Annotated in this window: 19 protein-coding genes; 12 read left to right on the top strand and 7 right to left on the bottom strand. The window is 40.5% G+C overall.

Annotated features, from left to right (window positions below; all coding sequences use genetic code 11):
• Nucleotides 1-173 precede the first annotated feature (173 nt).
• Both V202x_RS15180 and V202x_RS15175 read left to right on the top strand, forming a co-directional pair.
• Nucleotides 174-1,145, top strand: a complete 972-nt coding sequence (locus V202x_RS15180) for a DUF1559 domain-containing protein (protein ID WP_145176506.1) — start codon at nt 174-176, stop codon at nt 1,143-1,145.
• Nucleotides 1,146-1,269: 124 nt separating this feature from the next.
• Complete coding sequence (locus V202x_RS15175) at nt 1,270-1,689, top strand: carboxypeptidase-like regulatory domain-containing protein (RefSeq protein WP_145176503.1); 420 nt, start codon at nt 1,270-1,272, stop codon at nt 1,687-1,689.
• Between the two features lie 129 nt (nt 1,690-1,818).
• Here V202x_RS15175 and V202x_RS15170 read toward each other — a convergent pair whose 3' ends face one another.
• The 3 genes from V202x_RS15170 to V202x_RS15160 form a co-directional block, all read right to left on the bottom strand.
• Nucleotides 1,819-2,448, bottom strand: a complete 630-nt coding sequence (locus V202x_RS15170; RefSeq protein WP_145176500.1) for a CDP-alcohol phosphatidyltransferase family protein — start codon at nt 2,446-2,448, stop codon at nt 1,819-1,821.
• Nucleotides 2,449-2,613: 165 nt separating this feature from the next.
• On the bottom strand, nt 2,614-3,408 hold the full coding sequence (locus V202x_RS15165) for a ZIP family metal transporter (protein WP_145176497.1): 795 nt from the start codon (nt 3,406-3,408) through the stop codon (nt 2,614-2,616).
• Between the two features lie 58 nt (nt 3,409-3,466).
• A complete protein-coding gene (locus V202x_RS15160; protein WP_145176494.1) occupies nt 3,467-3,763 on the bottom strand; it encodes a hypothetical protein in 297 nt (98 codons plus the stop codon).
• Between the two features lie 299 nt (nt 3,764-4,062).
• On the opposite strand from V202x_RS15160, the gene V202x_RS15155 reads away from it, so the two are divergent.
• Together V202x_RS15155 and V202x_RS15150 are read left to right on the top strand one after the other, a co-directional pair.
• Nucleotides 4,063-5,691 (top strand): sodium:solute symporter family transporter, encoded by a 1,629-nt coding sequence (locus V202x_RS15155; RefSeq protein WP_145176491.1) that lies wholly within the window; start codon nt 4,063-4,065, stop codon nt 5,689-5,691.
• A 41-nt stretch (nt 5,692-5,732) separates the two neighbouring features.
• Nucleotides 5,733-6,464, top strand: a complete 732-nt coding sequence (locus tag V202x_RS15150) for a creatininase family protein (RefSeq protein WP_197992888.1) — start codon at nt 5,733-5,735, stop codon at nt 6,462-6,464.
• Between the two features lie 35 nt (nt 6,465-6,499).
• Here V202x_RS15150 and V202x_RS15145 read toward each other — a convergent pair whose 3' ends face one another.
• The 3 genes from V202x_RS15145 to V202x_RS15135 all read right to left on the bottom strand — a co-directional run bounded on the left by V202x_RS15145 (nt 6,500) and on the right by V202x_RS15135 (nt 9,589).
• A complete protein-coding gene (locus V202x_RS15145) occupies nt 6,500-7,294 on the bottom strand; it encodes a formyltransferase family protein (RefSeq protein ID WP_145176485.1) in 795 nt (264 codons plus the stop codon).
• A complete protein-coding gene (locus V202x_RS15140) occupies nt 7,291-8,199 on the bottom strand; it encodes a polysaccharide deacetylase family protein (RefSeq protein ID WP_145176482.1) in 909 nt (302 codons plus the stop codon). Before V202x_RS15140 ends, V202x_RS15145 begins: the two co-directional genes overlap by 4 nt.
• A gap of 127 nt (nt 8,200-8,326) precedes the next feature.
• Nucleotides 8,327-9,589 (bottom strand): hypothetical protein, encoded by a 1,263-nt coding sequence (locus V202x_RS15135; RefSeq protein WP_145176479.1) that lies wholly within the window; start codon nt 9,587-9,589, stop codon nt 8,327-8,329.
• Between the two features lie 615 nt (nt 9,590-10,204).
• Here V202x_RS15135 and asnB point away from each other — a divergent pair.
• Together asnB and V202x_RS15125 are read left to right on the top strand one after the other, a co-directional pair.
• Nucleotides 10,205-12,043: an asparagine synthase (glutamine-hydrolyzing) gene (gene asnB / locus V202x_RS15130; RefSeq protein ID WP_145176476.1), complete on the top strand. Its 1,839-nt coding sequence runs from the start codon at nt 10,205-10,207 to the stop codon at nt 12,041-12,043.
• Between the two features lie 47 nt (nt 12,044-12,090).
• The gene (locus V202x_RS15125; protein ID WP_145176473.1) at nt 12,091-12,768 is read left to right on the top strand and encodes a sugar transferase; all 678 of its coding nucleotides are present in this window, start codon (nt 12,091-12,093) and stop codon (nt 12,766-12,768) included.
• A gap of 19 nt (nt 12,769-12,787) precedes the next feature.
• On the opposite strand, the gene V202x_RS15120 is transcribed toward V202x_RS15125, so the two are convergent.
• Nucleotides 12,788-13,888 (bottom strand): hypothetical protein, encoded by a 1,101-nt coding sequence (locus V202x_RS15120; protein WP_145176470.1) that lies wholly within the window; start codon nt 13,886-13,888, stop codon nt 12,788-12,790.
• A 596-nt stretch (nt 13,889-14,484) separates the two neighbouring features.
• On the opposite strand from V202x_RS15120, the gene V202x_RS15115 reads away from it, so the two are divergent.
• The 6 genes from V202x_RS15115 to neuC all read left to right on the top strand — a co-directional run bounded on the left by V202x_RS15115 (nt 14,485) and on the right by neuC (nt 20,760).
• The gene (locus V202x_RS15115) at nt 14,485-15,801 is read left to right on the top strand and encodes an O-antigen ligase family protein (RefSeq protein WP_145176467.1); all 1,317 of its coding nucleotides are present in this window, start codon (nt 14,485-14,487) and stop codon (nt 15,799-15,801) included.
• A 219-nt stretch (nt 15,802-16,020) separates the two neighbouring features.
• Complete coding sequence (locus tag V202x_RS15110; RefSeq protein ID WP_145176464.1) at nt 16,021-16,749, top strand: acylneuraminate cytidylyltransferase family protein; 729 nt, start codon at nt 16,021-16,023, stop codon at nt 16,747-16,749.
• 48 nt (nt 16,750-16,797) lie between these two features.
• Nucleotides 16,798-17,952 (top strand): LegC family aminotransferase, encoded by a 1,155-nt coding sequence (locus tag V202x_RS15105; protein ID WP_197992887.1) that lies wholly within the window; start codon nt 16,798-16,800, stop codon nt 17,950-17,952.
• Complete coding sequence (locus V202x_RS15100; RefSeq protein WP_145176461.1) at nt 17,949-18,587, top strand: acetyltransferase; 639 nt, start codon at nt 17,949-17,951, stop codon at nt 18,585-18,587. The genes V202x_RS15105 and V202x_RS15100 overlap by 4 nt, the downstream gene beginning before the upstream one ends.
• A complete protein-coding gene (gene neuB / locus V202x_RS15095) occupies nt 18,584-19,594 on the top strand; it encodes an N-acetylneuraminate synthase (protein WP_145176458.1) in 1,011 nt (336 codons plus the stop codon). The genes V202x_RS15100 and neuB overlap by 4 nt, the downstream gene beginning before the upstream one ends.
• The gene (gene neuC / locus V202x_RS15090; protein WP_145176455.1) at nt 19,591-20,760 is read left to right on the top strand and encodes a UDP-N-acetylglucosamine 2-epimerase; all 1,170 of its coding nucleotides are present in this window, start codon (nt 19,591-19,593) and stop codon (nt 20,758-20,760) included. Before neuB ends, neuC begins: the two co-directional genes overlap by 4 nt.
• Nucleotides 20,761-20,765 lie beyond the last annotated feature (5 nt).

The following is a 20,765-nucleotide window of genomic DNA, read 5'->3' as shown; positions in this document are numbered from 1 at the left end:
AATTGTACATTTTTCGGTATAAGTTAAGAAAGAATTCTCTTCTTTAAAGCTTGGTCTGAATTTGCTGCTCAGAAAGTATGTTTTCATCCCATAAAAATAAAACTTCCTAAGATTCGTTTTTTACTAATGTATCAGTTTTATGTTTTTATATTTTGTTTTGAAGGAGAGAGCGTATGAAATTAAGGTCCCAGCAAAGATTCGGTTTTACATTGATTGAGTTACTGGTAGTAATAGCTATCATTGCAATTTTGATTGCGCTGTTACTTCCAGCAGTGCAGCAGGCGCGTGAAGCGGCACGTCGTAGTACTTGCAAAAACAACTTAAAACAACTCGGACTTGCATTCCACAATTACCATGATACCCATAAGGTATTTCCTCCGGGGGCAGTCAACCCTGGCAGTCGACGTTGTGCATCGATTTTTGCAGATGACAATATTTTGAATCACACCTGTTATCAGATGCTATTACCATTTTTAGACCAAGCGCCTTTATACAATCAATATAACTGGTCAATTCCCAGTAGTCCTGCTCATTATTCAGGTGACTGTGCGCATACTCCTCCACCGTCAACCGCAAATCAATTTAGTGTATTGGATGCAAACTTACCTGTTTTTGTTTGTCCTTCTGATGCCGAAAACTCGATTGGAACAGGATCAACTACGGGGCACTACGCTTCGAATGGCGCGCACAAAACAAGCTATGGCGCTGTTTCGAATCGATATGATTCGGACATGTACCATTCGTGGAAAAAAGAAACCTATGCCTTGAAAGGAGCAATCGGGTTAAATGGTTCAGCTCAGATAGCGAATATCACTGATGGGACCAGTAATACAATTCTTTTGATGGAAACCCCACTGATTAAAACGAGCAATGGTTCAAATTTGTATCCGAACTTCGGTCCTTTCTGGGATACTTATACGCATACTTTTCTGATTCGTCCAACAGGTCAAGGTATTAACAGACCTAGGGATGCTGCATTAAGTCAGCGAGTTTATGCCTGGGGGGCTGGTAGTTCTCATGAAGGAGGCGTGCACATTTTGATGGCAGATGGCGCTGTTCGTTTTCTAAGTGAAAATGTCAATATGACCGCGGTAGTGCGAGCACTTATTTCTGTGAAGGGTGCAGAAGTAATACCGGAATTTTAACCGTATAACCTGTGTATAAACTGAGCCTCACCATGGCGGTAAATTTATCTGCATGGTGAGGTTTTTTAGAATATATGTTGCTTTATTTTCTGTTTTTTGACTGCTTCTTAAGAGGATACGAATAATGAATTCAACGAAGCGCCCGTTTCTTTTTTCTTTTTTTTGCGTATTGCTTTGTCTGGTTTTAGTTGGTTGTTTTGGAGGAAGTCAGGAACCACTTCCTGAACTTACTGATGTGATTGGAGTAGTGACTTTAGATGGGAAGCCTCTTGCTGATGCAAATGTGACATTTAATCCCAAAGAAGGTGGTCCCTCTTTTGCTTTAACGGATGAGAATGGAAAATTTACATTAATGTTTAATAAAGACACCAAAGGAGCGACTCCAGGCACACATGTTGTCAAAATTATTAAAGAAGAAAACGCTGAAGTGGCAGGGTCTAATCTAGTTCCTGCAAAATATAACGAAAACTCAACGTTAACAGCGGATGTAAAAAAAGAGGGGCCCAACGAATTTGAATTTAATTTAACCAGTAAGAAAAAGTAAGCTTTGCATGAAGTATTTAAATTTGGTAGAAATAATAAATTCTTTGATTTCGTTACCACCTGAATTCCTTCGTACTCTGTTCGTGGTAAATAAGTCGCGTTTGAGCTTTGCTGCCGCTAAATTGATAAACTATAGTTTTTTGCGGATCTTGTAAAAACCGGTGATGGATTTCCAGCCTAAAAGTAAAATGAAAAACCAGAGAAGATAATTCAATGTGTTTGGAAGAAGATAAACTTCAATGGGCAGCCAGGCATAAACAAGCAATCGAGGACGGATTAACCAGCTGTAGGGAATTGCCAAGGAACTGCGAATCATGGCAAAGACGATCACCAGTGTATAGAAAACAAGATACAAGCTACCTGAAATTACGTTGATCAGTCCGTAGTGAATCATAGTCATTGTCGTAAACGCAACGACGAGCTGGTCCGATGTGGTGTCCGTAAAAGATCCACGATTGCCAGCCATTCCCGTTAAGCGTGCTAAGGGACCATCAATCCCATCCAGCAAAACATGAAGTGTTAATAGACAAAATGCAAGTGGTTTTGCAAGATACCAGTTCAAAGCATAGGTAAAACAAAAGCTGAGACCACAGAGAAACGAAAGGAAAGTGAGATGGTTAGGAGTAATTCTCCATTTCACAAAGAGCTTCAGCAGGGGGAGTAACAACAAATGGCGTTGTTGCTGCGAAGTGTCCATCAATGTTTTTTCGCCTTTGGCGTAGACGGAAACTTTTCGTTGCAATTTCTCTTTTGAAGTCACGTACGTAATCCTTAAAGCGTTCAATTATTGCAGTTTGTTTGGTGAATAATTGTTTTTTCTTTAAGGCGTAAAAGAAGAGAGGGGATCACGTTTTATTTTGAAATATTCTCGAAGAAACGAGAATTCGTTGCTTCCAATAGTTGTAAATAGTGTTTTGCTAATTATTTAAAAGTGATGTGCTTCGCCGACTACAAATCGAACAATTGCTGTGATGACTAAACCAGCGACCATGATTAGAAAGCAGTTTCGCTTTCCACAATGTTCGATTAATGAGGCATGTTTCATTTCGTGCAGCGTGCCCATATATAGGAAAGTACCTGCTCCCAGCGAGAGCATTGTTGCTTTAACCAATGCCGTAGAAGCTGCAAATTCCTTGTGAACAAACCCACCCAAAAGGATTCCCAGCGGAGTGGATGAAGCAAAGAAGGTAAACAGGATCACGGTTTGTGATCGGGTGAGCGTGCTGCGAACCATCGTAAGCATCAAGGCGAAGGCAGCGGTTCCTTTGTGCAGAATAATGGCGATGAAAACGAGTGTGGCTGCGGTATTATCGCTCATCCCTAGCGTTGTGCCTAAAAAGAATGAGGGAAGTGCAATCATTGATGTCATGATCAACGGAATTCTCGCTGGCAAACGGTCGCTTTTTACCTTGATTCGTTCACACTCGATTGCATGTGTCGTCATGTGTTCCATAGCAAGCAAACTTAAAAAGGCGATAATGGCAATGACGGAACCGATTGGATAGTTCAACTCTGGAAGCTGTTGCCGAAAGATTTGAAATGCAGAAGGGAGTAACATCGTTAATGAAAGTGCAAGAAAAACACCAGACGAAAATGCTTCCCCTTGCGGAAATCCACCATTTGTGCGAACCTGTTCTGGTTTTGCAAAAGGAAAATATCCACCAACAAGGGAAATAAGAAGGATCGAAAAAAGATAAGTCCATTGAATTGTTGTCAACATAGGTAGGCCGAATAGATGGGAGTCAAGCTTGGTGAGTCAGCAGTGGAAAACGACTATATTATTCTGAATTATCTTCGAATGAATTTAACATTTTTTCAATGGCTCCAGTGGCTTTAACTTCTTCAAAAGTTTTACGAAATGTTTTCTTGGATTCAGGATCAAGATCGGGAGCATGCCCATGCTCCAGTATGTAGTCGCGCATCGATTCCAATGTTGCCTGGTCAAAATAATGATCGGTCATCGCCAGTGAGATGATCATTTCATCGTCTGTACGAGGTCTTGCCTGACATTGATCGCAGGGGACAAATGAGCCAAATTTCAAATGGCCACATTGGAAGCAGACTGCCGTCGTCATAACACATCTTTCTGATAATTACCGTCAGTGAATTCTCGAAAATTGCTTTGCTATTTAGTGATTTTGAAGTGCTGGGCTGATTGTAGCAAACTTTGCCCAGAAAATGCTGAAGAATTATAGCGTTTGCTTTTTATATCGGTAGATTTTGATATTATGAATATCATTCGGTCTTATTTCCAATAGTGATCTTTTTTGATTTACAGGATAGATCGAAATGTCTACTGACCTACTTTTGAGTTCACATCATACACGAGATCTCTCGTTGTTGACTTTTGAATGATTTCAGAACTGAGTGCAAGATGCATTTGCTTGATTACGGCGTGATTTTAGCCTATTTACTAGTTTCAGTAGGACTTGGTATCTATTTCGGTCGTAATCAATCGCGTAAAGAGTTTTTCGCTGCAGGTAAGTCTATGGGTTGGCTTCCTGTAGGTTTAAGTGTGATGGCGACGTTATTTTCGTCTAACAGTTTTGTCATGTACCCTTCCATTGCTTACGGAAGTGGGCTGCGAATCTGTTTATTTCTAGTTTCTGTTTCCCTGATGGCGCCGTTGATTTTATGGGTCTTTATTCCCGTTTATTCCCGCTTGAATTGCCAGACGGCGTATGAGTATCTGGAACGCCGATTTCATGTTTCGGTGCGTTCTCTGGCTAGTGGTTTGTTTGTTCTCTTACGTATTGGCTGGATGGCATCTGCCACATTTGCAGCTTCTGTGGTTTTGGCAAACGTAATGCAGGTCTCGCAAATTTCTGTGATAGTTGTACTGGGAATTGTTTCTATCTTCTACACAATGCTAGGTGGTTTGCGGGCTGTGATGTGGACTGATGTAATACAGTTTTTTATTTTCACCCTTACTATTATATTGACTCTCGGTTTAATTCTTAGTCAAACTGAACTGGGAGTTTCGGGCGTCATTTCGACTTATTTTGAAGGTCGGAGTAACTTGCTGGTTGATTTCACACCTTCTATGACGCTCGAGTACGGCAGTTGGGCTCTCTTGATCGGGCTGTTTCTCGAAGCACTTTCCGCTTTTGGGGCCGATCAAGTGGCCGTGCAGAGATATATCGCCGCTCGATCTGAGAGGACATCACAGGTCGGTTTTATGATTAATGTGATTGGGATGTGGACTGTGGTTCCAGGGTTACTGGCAGTTGGGGTTGGCCTTTATACTCATTATCAGCAATTTCCAGAAGAGATGGTGACGGTGCTGGCGACAGAACTCGACGGAGAGTTGCCTGATTGGAGAACGAACGGCACAGATCATGGAAATAGAATGCCTGTTCCCGAGTATTATCAATCGTATCCCGAATATGTTGCCGAAGATATTCGGGCATTGAATCTGCAAGATCAGGCTTTGCCTCAATATGTAAGGTTGCATTTTCCTCCTGGAGTGGTGGGCTTGTTTTTAGTTGCGTTGATGGCCGCAGTGATGTCCAGTATTGATTCGGGTATCCATTCTGTTACCACAGCATTAATGGTGGATTTTCGCGATCGTCATTTTGCACATTGGAAACCGAAAACGAATAAAATCGAAGTCTTGCAGGATCGCGCATTAGTCATTTTGATAGGTTTACTATCTGTCGTTTTGGCTTGCAACGTGGGTGAGATGGGAGATGTTTTCGCAATCGGAAAAAAAGTAACCGCCGGTTTTGGTGGTCCATTGCTGGCATTGTTTATAATGGCTCTTTTTTTTAAACGTTCTACCACAGCAGGAGTCATGGTGGGAACTCTGGCGGGAGCTGTGATTACAATTGCATTGATGTATGGTGCTTCAGATTGGTTTTCTGTCTGGTTTTGGCCGATCGGATTCGGTTTAACTATGGGGATAAGCTTACTTGTCAGTTTCCTGACAGGAGCTCAGCATCAAGATTCGGAGGCAGAACCACTTACTTTTTGGACTGTAATTCAAGGTCGACACCAAAAATAGTACAGATATAAGAGAGTGATTGTCAGATGAAGTATATGGAAATGACTGCAGTTGAACTCAAGAATGTTTCTCGCGATGAGACGCTTGTTGTTTTGCCAATTGCCGCAGTGGAACAACATGGTCCTCATATGCCAACTGGTACAGATACGATCATCACTACCGCAGTAGCTGAGCAAGTGGAACAGAAACTCAAAGAATCCGTATTACTATTGCCTACACTCTGGCTTGGTGCCAGCCAGCATCATTTAAGGTGGGGCGCGACTTTGACTTCACATGTAGAAAACTATGAAACTCTGCTCTGTGAAATATGTGAGTCGTTGTTGGATGATGGTTTCCGTCGTGTTTTGATCTTAAACGGACATGGAGGAAACATTGGTCCCATGCAAATTTCTTTAAGACGGCTTCAGGTAAATTATCAAAACTGTCAATTAATGGCGGCGTCTTACTGGTCTATCGCAGAAAAAGAGATTGCCTCCTTAATGGAAGGGCAATGCAAAACTGTTGGTCATGCCTGCGAGGCAGAAACCTCTTTGATCATGCACCTCCGTCCGGAATTGGTACACAAAGCAAAAATTGAAAACTTTGATGACTACGCTTTGGATGTGGTCGATGGGGTCTATCTCTGCAATGACATGTACCAGCGTACGCAAAAGGGGGCAACAGGTCGTCCCGATCTGGCATCTGCTGAAAAAGGCGAAAAGATGCTCTCATTGATTGTGGGACAAGTATCACATGTGTTTTCTGAACTCCTTAAGACCACTTTTTTTGAGTAGTGATTTAATTTTTTGCGAATTGCCTACAATTCAGATTAACCAAGATAAGGGTGCAGAAATTTGGATAAGTCCCGCGATTGCAAAGATTGAAGTACCTCTTCAGGTGTAGGCGCGGTTTTCAAATAATAGGATGCGACTTCATCTGTGAAGTCACTGTTTCGAGTGTATTTGAGTTCCTGTGATTTATCTTGAGTGACGGGATCAAAATCGAAAATCGTACCTGATTTCAAATGACTGAGTAATCCCTCATGAGCTGCCTTTACGGCTTGCATTCCCAGCACAAATGGTGTGGTTTTTTGTGGCTTTGGTAATGCGTGGAATAACATCGGGCCAGAATCCAGACCTTTTGTCAAAAGATGAATTGTTGCTCCCACATAATCGGGATTTCCCTCTTGGACTGCCCAGAAATTACAGCTGCTTCCACGATAGTATGGTGATGCCCCCATATGGATGTTTAAAGCTTTCTGGTTCACCAGGAAATCACAAAGGTCTCCTTTAATGAAACTACTCCCAAATACGATGTAGTAATCGCTTTCCAGGCCAGGCTTTAACGCATCCAGTTCTAATCGGTTCAGGTCGCCTAGCTTCATCGACAGTGATTTGACATTCAGTGGAGAAAACCGAGGCCGTCCGAAAATCTCCTTTTCTGCATTTAAAACATGACTGAAGTATTCTTGCATGACTTCAGACCGTTTGAAGAAGTCAGCAACTTGACCTGGAAAAATTGTGTTACATTCCTGGATTGCATAAACTTCATCTGCAATCGAAGCAAGTGACTCAATTAAGGAAAGGTGCCGAGGTTGATTGCTGGTGAAAACAGTGATTTTCATGCTGCAATCCTCTCCATAATATTAGCATGGTCTTCTCGGGGAAATTCCAGATTTGTTAAAGGATGTTCTTTCATGTTTGATCGGAAACCAATTTTGATTTCCAGGTCATTCAAAATTTCGATTGTATCATTGTTGTATGAGTTACATGGGTGTGACATCGTTACTGATGCTGAGTTTAGTAACTGATTTAACGTATCATAATTTGTTTCGTATTCATTTCGCTGGCCCTTCGCGGCTAAAGAGGCCAGTGCAGTGGGATGAGTATGAGAGTGTAGGCCAACAATATGATTTTTAGAATGTAGTTCAAATACCTGTTGCTTATTCATCCACAAATCACTCGAAAAACTCGGTATGTCAATCTTCCACTCGCGAATCATGACATTCTGGATTTCATTGTATGCTTTGACTCCTAATGCAATATCTCTCACGAAACGAAATCGCTTATCTTCATTTGTATAGAAGGGGAATTGACTAAGGTATTCATCTGCAGAAAAGTCTTTTAATGATTCTTCAACGGTTTTCTGGTATTTTGATGAAGCGACTGTCTGGAAAAAACTTTCATAAAAGTCATCAATATTATCAAAACAGACTGTTCTGAATTTTCGATAGATTTCAAGATTTTCCGTACCGCCTGTGATGACAGAAGAATAGACAAACCAGAAAGCACTCAAGTCAAATGATTCCAGAACGGGTAGTGCAATTTCATACTGGCATAGTAGTGCATCATCAAAAGTCAGACAGACGTCATTTGTAGAAAGTGAGCCTTGAACTGCTTTTTCTAACCATTCTCTAGCATGTAAAAGATGATGGTTTTGTTGATAGTGCTCTATGATTTGTGCAAGATCATCCTGAGAAATGGCGCCTTGCCCTTTGATATGTTTTTCATCATAAAAATGATGAAACATAATTCCATGTGGTCGTGTGTTTGAAGTTTTCAAGTGATACCTGCAAAAATGCTTGCTATGTTATGAAATTCTATTTCTTGAAGGCTGATGATTTAGCTTATGACTTAATCGTGAGGTTACATTTTTCTCATGCTGCTTTGATTGCTTTCTTGTTCTGTAGAGCTTGAATCACAACATTAGCAATGCGTATGTGAGATCGCCCATCACAGTTCCAGGCTTCGCGAATTGCTTTTCCGCGTTGGTGCTGTGTTTCAGTTGTTTCTTTTTTCAGTTGTGAAAGAGCATTGATTCCTTCATCAATGGTGATTGAGAAACTGCCCCAGTCAAAGAGGTGTAAGGGAATACCATGAGTTGGATAATCGTGATTTGAATGAAACAAGGCAACTTGCCGACCGAGTAAAGCTGCTTCTACAGAGACTGTTGATTTATGGGTGATTAATGCATCACAAGATTCAATTGTGAGTGGCAATGAAGTATTTTCATTCAGAAAAGATGCCTTCCCCAAACGTTTTATTACATTTTCTGCCAGACTACGATCACCGTTTGGGTGGGGTCGTACTGCAACCTTCAATGAAGGTCTCTGAGGCAAGACTTTTTCCAGACTACTGACAATCATCTCTTCGTGTTGATCCCAATTGGGCTTCATCGCATATAGTGCCAGAAGATCTTCAGGTTCAACTTGATGTTGAATCCGCCAAAAAGATTCAGGTTGACTTTTTTTGAGGGAGAATTCATGAACCCATTCGAAGTTCGGATTTCCGGTAACAACGAGGTTTTCCTTTTTTAAACCGCGATCTACCAGGATTGAGACAGCCTGTTTAAAAGGGACGCAAACACTGTCTGCCGGAATGTCGTTATACGGTTGTAGTCCAAAGAGATCGAGCACTCCTACTGAAGGAACGCCACGTTCAGCAGCAACATGAATTGATGCTAGTTCTGCTCTGGGAGAGTTTGTTGTTAAAAGCACATCTGGTTGTATTTGATCAAAAAAACGTCGAATCGGATTGAGAGGCAAAAACGCTTGTCGTCCTTTTTGCTCAAATGCAAGCTCTGCACCACCAATACCAAGCTGGTCTTCCAGGTCTGCGTATGAGAGACCCAAGTAGGAAATGGATTCCTTAAGCGAATTCACTTTATTCCCCTGATGCATTTTGGTCGCCAACCTTTTTCCATGTGCTAGGGCTTGGGTATCTTCAGGTCGGATGATGTCTTGGAAGCCTAATGGATCAAATCCGGCATTTCGCAATGGAGTGGCGGCAGTTGTCAGCCCAAGCACATGAACCTCGTAACCCAGTGACTCGAGATGTTTGAGAACAGGAATCAGCATGAGAACGTGTCCACCTCCATAACAGACCGCCAGGACACGATTCAATTTTTTGTTGGGGAGCATGATGAGTGATTCTGTAAAATTCGGAACGTTTCTCGTTAAAACATCGCAGATTAACTGAGAAATTTGAGATTCTGTCAAGATGAAACCTACCAGAGCTTACCCAACAAAACTCGAGGGAGCCCGCAGTTTAGATTTCCAACTTATAATGATCTTAAAATGCGTAAATCAACGCAATTTGTCGTTTGTCATAGAACGAGCCTGTTTACTGGTCTACTGTAGTATCTTCAGGGGAATTTAGTTCGAGTTTGAAAGTGTTGAAGTTGCTATAGTTAAATTGGCAGCGCTTTATAAATAAACAAAAGGAAAGTTCAAGAAACTGAGTTAGTGTGATAAAAGAAAAAGGCTGTCTTTCTAAACATTTGAATATATCTTTGATTAGTTCGGCTGAGTTTTTAATGAAGCAGTAGATTTATTTCTCTATTTGCCAGAAATTGATCTTCCTAAAAAACCCCACAATATTGAAAATGCCCGACTTCAAGTTCAGGAGAATTAGAATTAATCGGAAAGCAGTTCGTTTTACTGGAGGCTGGTATGCGAAACTTTGCGGGCAACGACATCGCTTTTATGTTTTTGTGATCTGAACACGGCTGTTCTAAGGGGACGGAAGGATTCGTAATGTGTGGTATTATTGGTGGGTATGATCGCGAGAATCGTCCCTTTGGCACTGCATTAGCAGAACAGGCTTGTGAAAGGATACTCCACCGAGGTCCCGATGATCAGGGATTTTATGAAACAGATGGTATGTTGATTGGAAACCGGCGTCTTTCCATTTTGGATCTCTCTGGCGGACATCAACCCATGTTTTCTGATGATCAACAAATCATAGTGGTTCAGAATGGAGAAATCTATAATTTTAAGGAATTAGCAGAGGGGCTTTCTTGTCGAACTAGCTGCGATACTGAGGTGATTTTAAGACTTTATGAGCGTGATGGGGAAAATTTTGTAAACCAACTAAACGGTATGTTTGCGATCGCGATTATAGATCGACGTAATCAATCACTTTTACTGTTTCGTGATCGAATCGGACAAAAACCTGTCTATTTGTATGATAATGGGAAGCGATTCTTGTTTGCTTCAGAGATAAAATCTCTTTTCGCAATGGGCGTTAAAGCAGAAATGAATTGGGAAGGGCTTGATGCTTATCTTACTTACAATTTTGTGCCTCCTCCTATTACTCTCTTTAAAAACATCAATCATCTGATGCCAGGGCATATGCTGAAGATCACCCCACAAGGCTCTTTGGTGCGTCGATGGTGGAACCTGGCAGAAAAGCCTGTTGAATCTCGAACAGAAGATTTTTGGTGCGAAGAAATTGTTGATACATTGCAGGCAGCTGTCAAGATCCGTTTGCGATCAGATGTTCCATTAGGGGCCTTTCTATCGGGGGGAATCGATAGTTCGTCTGTCGTTTCTCTAATGAGCAGAGAACTGCCAAATCCGGTTCAAACATTTTGTATTGGCTTTGATGATCCCCGATTTGATGAATCAAAATATGCACGAGAAGTTTCAGATCTTTGTAATACGCGTCACACTTGTGAGATTATGAATCCAAATCTCATTGCAACCTGGCCTTTGACTGGATATCACAATGATCAGCCACATGGAGATGTCTCCTTTATGCCTACTTACTGGGTAAGCCATCTTGCGCGGCAGTCAGTGAAAGTGGTTTTGACCGGAGATGGGGGGGATGAATTATTTGCTGGTTATGATGTTCATCGACATTTCTTTGCAAACCGGAATTTAATGATACCGCGCGAGGATATAGAAACGGATTACATAAAAGCAATTAGCTTAATGCAGCCTGAAGCTAAGAGCTTATTGTATTCTGCTGAAGCGAAAAGCAAGTTGGGTGAAGTTGATGCTACTATTTATGCTACTTCTCATCTTAAGGAGTTTCGTCACTTAGATCCGATAAATCAAGCAATGGCTTTGGACATAAGGTTATTGTTACCGGGAAATAACTTAGTGAAGCCTGATAAAATGGCAATGGCTGTTTCTCTTGAACCTCGTGCACCATATTTAGATTATCGAATGGTCGATTTGGCATTTCGAATTCCTGGTTTATTAAAACTTCGTAATGGGGTGACGAAATCGATTTTGAAGAAAGCTTGCGAGAGAATTCTACCTCAAAATATTATCTATCGGAAGAAGCAGATGTTTACGGTTCCAATTGGAGAATGGTTTAAGCGCGAATTATCCCCATTTGTCAATGAGGTTTTGTGTTCGTCTCGATCTTTAGAAAGAGGTTTGTTTCGGCCTGAGAGAGTTCGTGAGATAATTCAAGAACATCAATCGAATCAAGTCAATCATACTCGTTCAATTCGCGCGCTAGTAGCGTTTGAGCTTTGGCAACGAACATTTATTGATGAAACTTTTGACCACGCGCCTACTTATTCAGAGTTAGGAATCAATAGTCCGATTGATTTTCAAACAGATATGAAAAAGTCTGCTTAAGAAAGAATGTTTTTTTATAATCAATTCTATTTATAAAAGTGCTTTTCATGGATGACTTAAACCTCTCGCAAGAATCAATCAATACAAAAAAAACAGAAATAGGAAGCCCACATTTAATCAAAGAAGACCGAACTCTCTCTGGATTATCTAAAAAAAATGTATACTTCCTGAAACGCCCACTTGATTTTTTGTTAAGTGCGTTAGCTCTTTTGGTATTGTCTCCTGTTTTTCTTGTGATTGCACTGATTATCAAGAAAACATCGCCCGGTCCTGTCTTTTATAAACAAGAACGACTTGGGGTGAATGAAAAGCCATTTGTGATTTTGAAATTCAGATCTATGAGATCTGATTCCGAAGAAACAGGACCAAAATTTACTAAGAAAAATGACTTAAGAATCACAAAAATTGGAAAGCTTATTCGAAAAACGAGCTTGGATGAGCTTCCACAATTAATCAATATCGTTCGGGGAGAGATGAGCTTAATAGGTCCACGCCCCTATGTCGGATTTGAATTAGCAGACGTCTCAAAAGTAGACCGACAGATACGGGCGAGTGTTAGACCGGGGATCTCAGGTCTTTCTCAAGTTTCGGGTAGAAGCCAGCTTTCTCAAGAAACCACTATTTCATATGACCTGATGTATGCAGAAAACTGTAGTCTTAAGCTAGATCTAAGCATTTTGTTTAAGACGATCCAAAGAGTGTTATCTTGTAAAGGCACTAATTAAGCAAGCTTCGAATTCTGTATTATGTTTTATTCAGTGCTGTAGCTTGATAGCCGTCAAAAAAGTGCCTTCTAGTGCTTCTGAATTGACTCGATAAAATGGCTAGCATGATGATGGCCGGAATAAACGCCATCATGAGTATGGAATAAGCAAAAGATGATAAGAGTAATATTAGGGTCATACAATATGTCGTAAATAATAGCTGTGGATTGTGGGAGAATTGGCCTCGGTAGATATAGATGAAACTGGCCAACAGAACCACAAAACCAACGTGCAAGATTTTTAAAAGTAAGTGTTTTTCAATTTCAGGTTCTGCTGGTGGAAGAGGCATGTGATTGATAAACAATTCTAAAAAATCCCTGAGCCAACTCAAGGTCCCGTGTTGTGTCATAGCAAGGATGCCAGTTCCCCCTTCACCGAAGAACAAAATGTTTTTGTGTATCAGGCTGCATATGATTGGAGTATAGCATAGGAATAGGGTCAACACGTAGATTGCAAAGAAGGTATAGACCGTAGTCCTTTTTTTAAAGGCGTGCTTAAGAAACACTAACATGAGAGAGGCCGCAAGAAAATAGAATGAGATGGCTATTCCGCTGCTAATCGAAGAGAGAAAAAGTGCGAGTGAAATCAAGGATAATGAGATGAGAGATTTCTTATAGTCACTTTTTTTTTCCCAGAGGAAAACACTATAGATTATTAAGGAATACGCACAAAAGCCAAATATTAACCTACCATTCATAAACAAAGAGAGTAATGCAATAAAGAGAAAGATCATCAACTTGATTACCCAGATATCTTTTACTTTCTGGAAAAGTGCAATCGCGTTGGCAAGCGTAATTGAGATGATGACACACATCATTACAACACTTAAAGAAAAAATCTTATTGGGGTCTGCGTGAAGTAGGTTTGCTATCGGGTAGATCGGAGATACTAATAAAAATCGCATCCCATGTGGATGAAAGTAGATCGTTGTGAAATTGAGTTCTACACCTTGATTTCGCAAAAATTCAATTTGGGGCCATATTTGAAACTCCTTTACACCAAAGATAATGAGTAACAAATAAGTAGACAGGACTCCAAGAAATAATAATTTAACTAAATGGTTCGTTGATTGAGGGGGCATTGGTAGTCTCTTTGGACCAAAGAATTTAGACTCAACTGACTAGAAGTAGTTGTTGAAAGGAGGATTTGTAAACTTTGGAGATATGATTCTTTAGTTATCACAGGCTAAGATGAAGAAGTGATACTATTGAGAGGAGTGAAAGCAGTTTAAAAGATGTTTTTAAGCCTGTAAAGATAAATTGAATTCGATAAGGTAGGCAGTTTTGTTCAGAATTCACTATGTGTTAGGGGGGAAAGTGCTTCTGAAAGCACAGGGTGGGGTAAAGACCTCAAGAAAAAAACGGTTCATTTTGGATGTTATCTCGATAGGAAAGAAGACTTTTAAAAAGTATGGCAATGTAAATTCATTTAGTAAATTTTATTGATTTTTTTGTGCAGTGCTCGTGGCTTAGAGCCTCATTGGTAGTTTTAAGAATGATTTTTTCGCAGTATGTCGCTACTTGGACTCATTGGAAAATTAGTATCGCAATATATCTAAATTCATGCTATTGAAGCCTTGGATATATGTAGTAGTTCTTTCTATTTGGTGGGCACAAACGACTTTTGACCTTTATTTACAATACATTTAGGTAAAGTTGTCAAACTGGATCTAACACAATGCACATTTTTGAGGGTAATTTGAGGCAATCTGGTCCTCAATATTTGATGAATTTGAATCGGTCGCGATTTAAAGAGCAAGCTTACCAAACGGGAATTTTACTCTCAATCGCAACGGGATTTGCAATCCCTGTTTCAACATCATTGACATCGATTTTGAGCTTTGGAGTGCTTGTCTGTTGGGTTATATCAGGACAGTATTTAGTTTCATTTGAGATACTCAAAAAATATCGAGTTTCAACAGCATCAGCAGTATTCTTTAGTTTTCTGATGGTTGGCCTATTTTACACGCCGGAATCATTTTCGATTGCTGCCCGAAACTTATTTAAATATCGTCAGTTTATTTTAATTCCGGTCTACCTATCTTTTTTTCTTGATCCCCAAACACGGCATCGCGGCATTCAGATGTTTGAGCTAGCGATGATAATGACTCTGCTGGGGTCAATTTATTATACATTTTCTCCTCTCAATGGGTTAGATGACCCATTTGGTGATCGATCTATTTTTAAGAATCGGATCACACAGAATATTCTTATGTCGTTTTTAGTTTATCTGGCCGCTTGGAAGTTTTTAGAAAAGCCAAGGCAGTGTTGGCCTTATGCCATTTTAGTTCTTGTCGCAACCTTTAATATTATTGCGATGGTGCCTGGACGATCTGGCTATCTTGCCCTTGCTATTCTTATTTGTGTGTTGATGTACCAAAAAATGGGGTTAAAGGGACTCATTCCAGCAGCCGTTTGTGTTGGAGGAGTGGGGCTTCTTGCTTATAGTCAATCAGAACTATTTCAAGGTCGTATCAATCAAGCTATTAGTGAAATCAGTGAATATAGAGTTTCTAAAACACATCATAGAGGTGTTAATTTACGAATGGAGTTTTATGAAAACAGCTTACATTTAGCTAAGTCAAATCCACTGTTTGGCTCAGGAATTGGTAGTTTTAATTTAAAATATCATCAAATGATGCAGGAAAAAGGGCAAATTTCTACTGCGAATCCTCATAACGAATACATAATGCTGCTTGTTCAAAATGGAGTGATTGGTGTTAGTCTTTTTTTGACCTTCTTTTGGATTTGTTGGCGCGCAACGCGATCTATGATAGGTTTAGATCGAGCATTTGGACAAGCGGTCATAGCAGTGTATTTTGTAGGATGCTTGGTGAACTCTTTGATGTTAGATACAACTGAAGGTATCCTGTTTGGTTATTTGATTGGGATCACATTTGCCGGGGGAATATCTTCTGAGGAGGAGCGGAATTCTGTCCTCCCAGAATCATCTACTGAAACTGTGGAGCAGGCTATTGTGCGGAATGCCGCCTGATATCATGTTGGTTCATAATGAGTAGGCCTTAAAACAAAGCGTAAAGCAAGCGTTGCTTGCCTAGCTTACTTTCGTTCCACCTTTACACAAAAACTAGTTTTAAATATTATCCGTATTAGTAACGCTGGAAGTATTTTTGATTGCCTTAAACTTAATATTATTTTCTCTGTGATTGTTTTATTGCGATTGAAATAAAGACAACTAAGAAGGGGGCTATGGATGGCCGGTGTGGTTGGGTTGATCACAGCACGAGGTGGTTCGAAAGGGGTACCTCAAAAAAACATTAAATTATTGGCTGGGAAGCCGCTGATTGCCTGGACGATTGAGGCGGCATTACAGAGCCAGGAATTGGATCGCGTGATCGTTTCAACAGACGACAGAGAAATCGCGTCGATCTCTCGGCAGTTTGGTGCCGAAGTCCCTTTTGTTCGTCCCCTCAAATTGGCTTTAGACAGTTCAAGCCACGTTGATGTCGTATTGCATGCCATTGATTGGCTTGTAGAGCATGAGCAGTATAATACAGAATACGTGACATTACTTCAGCCAACTTCTCCCTTTCGTATCGCTGCTGACATTGATGGTGCAGTCAAATTTGCCAGAGAAAAAAACGCAAAAGCAGTTATTGGTATGATGGAGGCTCCTAGTCATCCTGTCTGTTTGCGAGGAATGAATGAAGATGGACTGTTGTTGGAACTTTTTCCTGAAAAGGAAGAGTCAGCACTCCGCAGACAATTATTGGCAGATGTCTATGCATTCAATGGGGCTCTGTATGTAGTCAGATCAGATTCATTTAAAGAAAATAAAACATTTCGTCCTAGTAATGAAACATACGGGTACAAGATGCCAACTGAAAGGTCTTGGGAAATCGATACCGAATGGGAATTTTTAGTTGCCAGCTTTTTGATGGAAAACCAAATTCAATCAGACTCCATTCGCAATGCAGCTTAGCGATTTTTACTGGAATAATTCGACCGTATTTATATTTGAATTGTTAAAATGATGCGCGAGTCGATTCCTTTATCGATACCGCATATTTCTGGAAATGAATGGAAATATGTGAAAGAGTGCCTCGATACGGGGTGGGTTTCTTCTGTTGGATCGTATGTAGATCAGTTTGAACAACGTATCAGTGAATATGTTGGTGTAGAATTCGGAATTGCAACGGTGAATGGAACCGCTGCGCTCCATCTTAGTTTGCTGGCTTGCGGTGTTCAGCCAGGCGATGAAGTCATCGCCCCGTCGTTTACATTTATTGCGCCTATTAACGCTATTCGCTACTGTGGTGCCTCTCCGGTATTTATTGGATCAGATCCAGAAACTTTAGGATTGGACGTTAACAAAGTAAATGATTTCTTAGCGCACGAGTGTGTTTTACGAAATGGAGAGCTGTATAACAAACAGAGCGGTAGAAGAATAATCGCTATTTTACCAGTACACATTTTTGGTCATCCAGTGGATATGTCACCTTTGAATGAAGTTGCTGGACAGTATGAACTTCCAGTTATCGAAGACGCTTCAGAGAGTTTGGGATCCGAATACTATGAAAGAAAAACAGGATCGTTGTCTACTGTGGGTTGTTTTTCGTTTAATGGAAACAAAATTATTACATGTGGCGGGGGTGGAATGGTCACTACGAATGACAAATCTCTTGCAAATCGAATTCGGCATTTGAGCACACAAGCAAACAAAAAACCTTTTGAATATGAGCATGATGAAGTTGGCTACAATTATCGCCTGACGAATATGCAAGCTGCCTTAGGGGTGGCGCAGTTAGAGCAACTTGATTCTTTTGTAGAAATTAAAAGAAAAAACGCAGCTCACTATCGTGAAATACTAGCAAACATACCAAACGTGGACTTGGCCTGGGAAGCATCATGGGCCAAAAGTAATTATTGGCTTTGCACTTTAATAGTTACTCCTGCAGACCGAATTCCGCTTATGGAATATCTACTTACACAAAATATTCAAGTGCGCCCCGCGTGGAAGCTAATACATACTTTGTCCATGTATCAAGATTGTCAGGTATATAAGATGGAAGAGACAGTGGCCGAATTTGAAAAATGTATTTCGATTCCCTCCAGCGTTCAACTTACCGCAGATGATATTCGATACGTGGTTGATCGTATTAAAGTATATTTTGATCAAAAATGAATAAAACATCGAATGCGATCATACTACTAGGTGGAGGTGGACATGCAAAAGTCCTGATCGATCTGATTACTGAAAGTGGTGATTTTAAAATCGTTGGAATTCTTGACCCGGAGTTGGAATGTGGAACACAACTGAAAGGGATAGAAGTTCTCGGAACAGATGAAGTATTACCTGAGTTACGCGATCAAGGCGTACAAAACGTTGCGGTTGCAGTCGGAAGCATTAAATGTAATTTATTGAGAAAAACACTATTTAACCGGAGCCGAGAATTAAATTTCCAGATGCCTGCGCTTATTCATCCTAACTCAATCTGTTCAGCCGATATTTCACTCTCTGATGGCGTGCAGGTTATGGCTGGTGCCATTATTCAAACAGATTCAATACTGGGAGAAGGAACAGTTGTTAACACAGGAGCACAAGTTGACCATGATTGTCAAATTGGGAGTCATGTTTTTCTCGGTCCAGGAGTTGTGCTCAGTGGAGGAGTCACTATAGGAAACAACACTTTTGTTGGAGCAGGGGCTGTTTTGATTCAGGGAGTGAGAGTAGGAGATAATGCAGTAATAGCAGCTGGAGCTGTTGTCATACAGGATGTTGAAGATGGTGCATTAGTCAAAGGAGTGCCAGCAAGATGAGTGTCTTTGTAATCGCAGAAGCAGGAGTGAACCACAACGGGAGTGTGGAAACGGCGAAAAAAATGATCGATGCTGCTACAGAGGCAGGGGCAGATGCGATTAAGTTTCAAACTTTCAAAACCGAAAAGCTTGTTTGCAAATCTGCTCCACAAGCGGAATACCAGCAAAGAAATAGCTTAGCAAATCATGAAGATTCGACGCAATTTAGTTTATTAAAAAAACTGGAAATCGACCAGAAAGCTCATCAGGAGCTTTTTGATTACTGCAAGCTGGCAGGGATTGTATTTATCTCAACACCATTCGATTTAGAAAGTGTTGATTTACTCAAATCGCTCGGTTTAAAAATTATCAAGGTACCTTCAGGTGAAATTACAAATTATCCCTACTTGAAGAAAGTGGGTAAAACGTTTGATCAAGTGGTGCTTTCAACTGGGATGGCCGACTTGGGAGAGATTGAAGATGCGTTGGAAATTTTAATTAATAGTGGCGTTGATCGAAGTAATATCACTGTATTGCACTGTAATACAGAATATCCAACTCCCATACAGGATGTAAACTTAAGGGCTATGTTAACGATCAAAAATGCTTTTGGTGTGAATGTTGGCTATTCAGACCATACATTGGGAATTGAAGTTTCCATTGCTGCTACGGCGCTCGGTGCCACTGTGATTGAAAAGCACTTTACGCTCGACAAGAATATGGAAGGTCCTGACCATTCTGCCTCTTTGGAACCAGATGAATTAATGATGTTAGTCCGAGGGATTAGAAATACGGAAAATTCATTAGGCAGCCCGATCAAAAAACCATCTGTTTCTGAATCAAAAAATAAGCCCATTGTACGTAAAAGTATCATTGCAGCACGTGCTATCAAAAAAGGAGAGTCATTCACAGAACTTAATTTGTGTGTAAAACGCCCTGGCACAGGTATCAGCCCGATGAACTGGGACAAGGTGATAAACCAGATTGCTAAGCGAGATTTTATTGAAGACGAAATAATCGATCTATGAAAAAAAAGACCGTCTGTCTAGTAACTGGTTCAAGAGCGGAATATGGTTTATTAAGGCCGCTGATAGATGAGATTATTTCCGAATCAGCTTTGAAACTTCAGATACTGGTGACAGGTTCGCATTTATCACCCGAGTTCGGACTCACTGCTCAAGAGATCGAAAGTGATGGATATACGATTGACGAAAAAATTGAAGTGCTAATGAGCTCCGATTCTCCGATTGGTATCTGCAAATCGATGGGACTGGGGTTGATTAGTTTTTCGGAAGCATTTGCTCGTCTCCAACCTGACTTGGTTATTGTTTTAGGTGATCGATATGAAATATTCAGCGCTGTCTCTGCCGCACATATCAGCCGAATTCCTGTAGCCCATCTTCATGGTGGCGAGATTACAGAAGGGGCCTTCGATGATGCTTTACGTCATTCTATTACAAAGATGAGCTATTATCATTTTACTTCTACAGAGGTGTACCGAAAAAGGGTCATCCAGTTAGGAGAAAATCCTGATCGTGTCTTTAATGTTGGCGCAATTGGCTTAGACAATATTTCACGTTTGAAATTGTTGTCTAAAGAAGAGTTCGAGAAGAGTATCGGATTTAAGTTGAGCCATCGAAACTTATTATGCACATTTCATCCGGTTACACTGGAAAAAAATTCTTCAGTTCAGCAAGTTCAGAATCTTCTTAAAGTTTTAGGACAGTTGGATGAGACAAATATTATTTTTACTAAAACAAACGCAGATACAGATGGTCGGGTGATAAATCAATTAATTGATGAATTTACAAGCATAGACACCAATCGATATAAGTCATTTGTGAGTTTAGGGCAATTAAGGTATTTATCAGCGATGCAATTTGTAGATGCAGTGATTGGAAATTCTTCAAGCGGTATCATTGAGGCCCCCAGCTTTGGAATTGGTACAGTCAATATTGGTAATCGCCAGAAAGGTAGAATTAAGTCTGACTTAGTTATCGACTGTGAACCAACTGAAACCGGTATAGCTGTAGCCCTGAAAACATTGTATTCTCCCAAAATTGACAGACTGCGGAACGTAGCGAAGAACCCTTATGGTGATGGTCAAACGTCATCCAGAATCGTGAAAATACTCAGGGATTCTAGCGTGGATGCTACGACACAAAAGAAATTTTATGATCTTGTCGTTGATTAGAAAAA

It is taken from the genome of Gimesia aquarii, assembly GCF_007748175.1.
Classification (GTDB): domain Bacteria; phylum Planctomycetota; class Planctomycetia; order Planctomycetales; family Planctomycetaceae; genus Gimesia; species Gimesia aquarii_A.
Note: the sequence above shows the minus strand (reverse complement) of the source record. Positions and strands in the feature narration are given on the sequence as shown.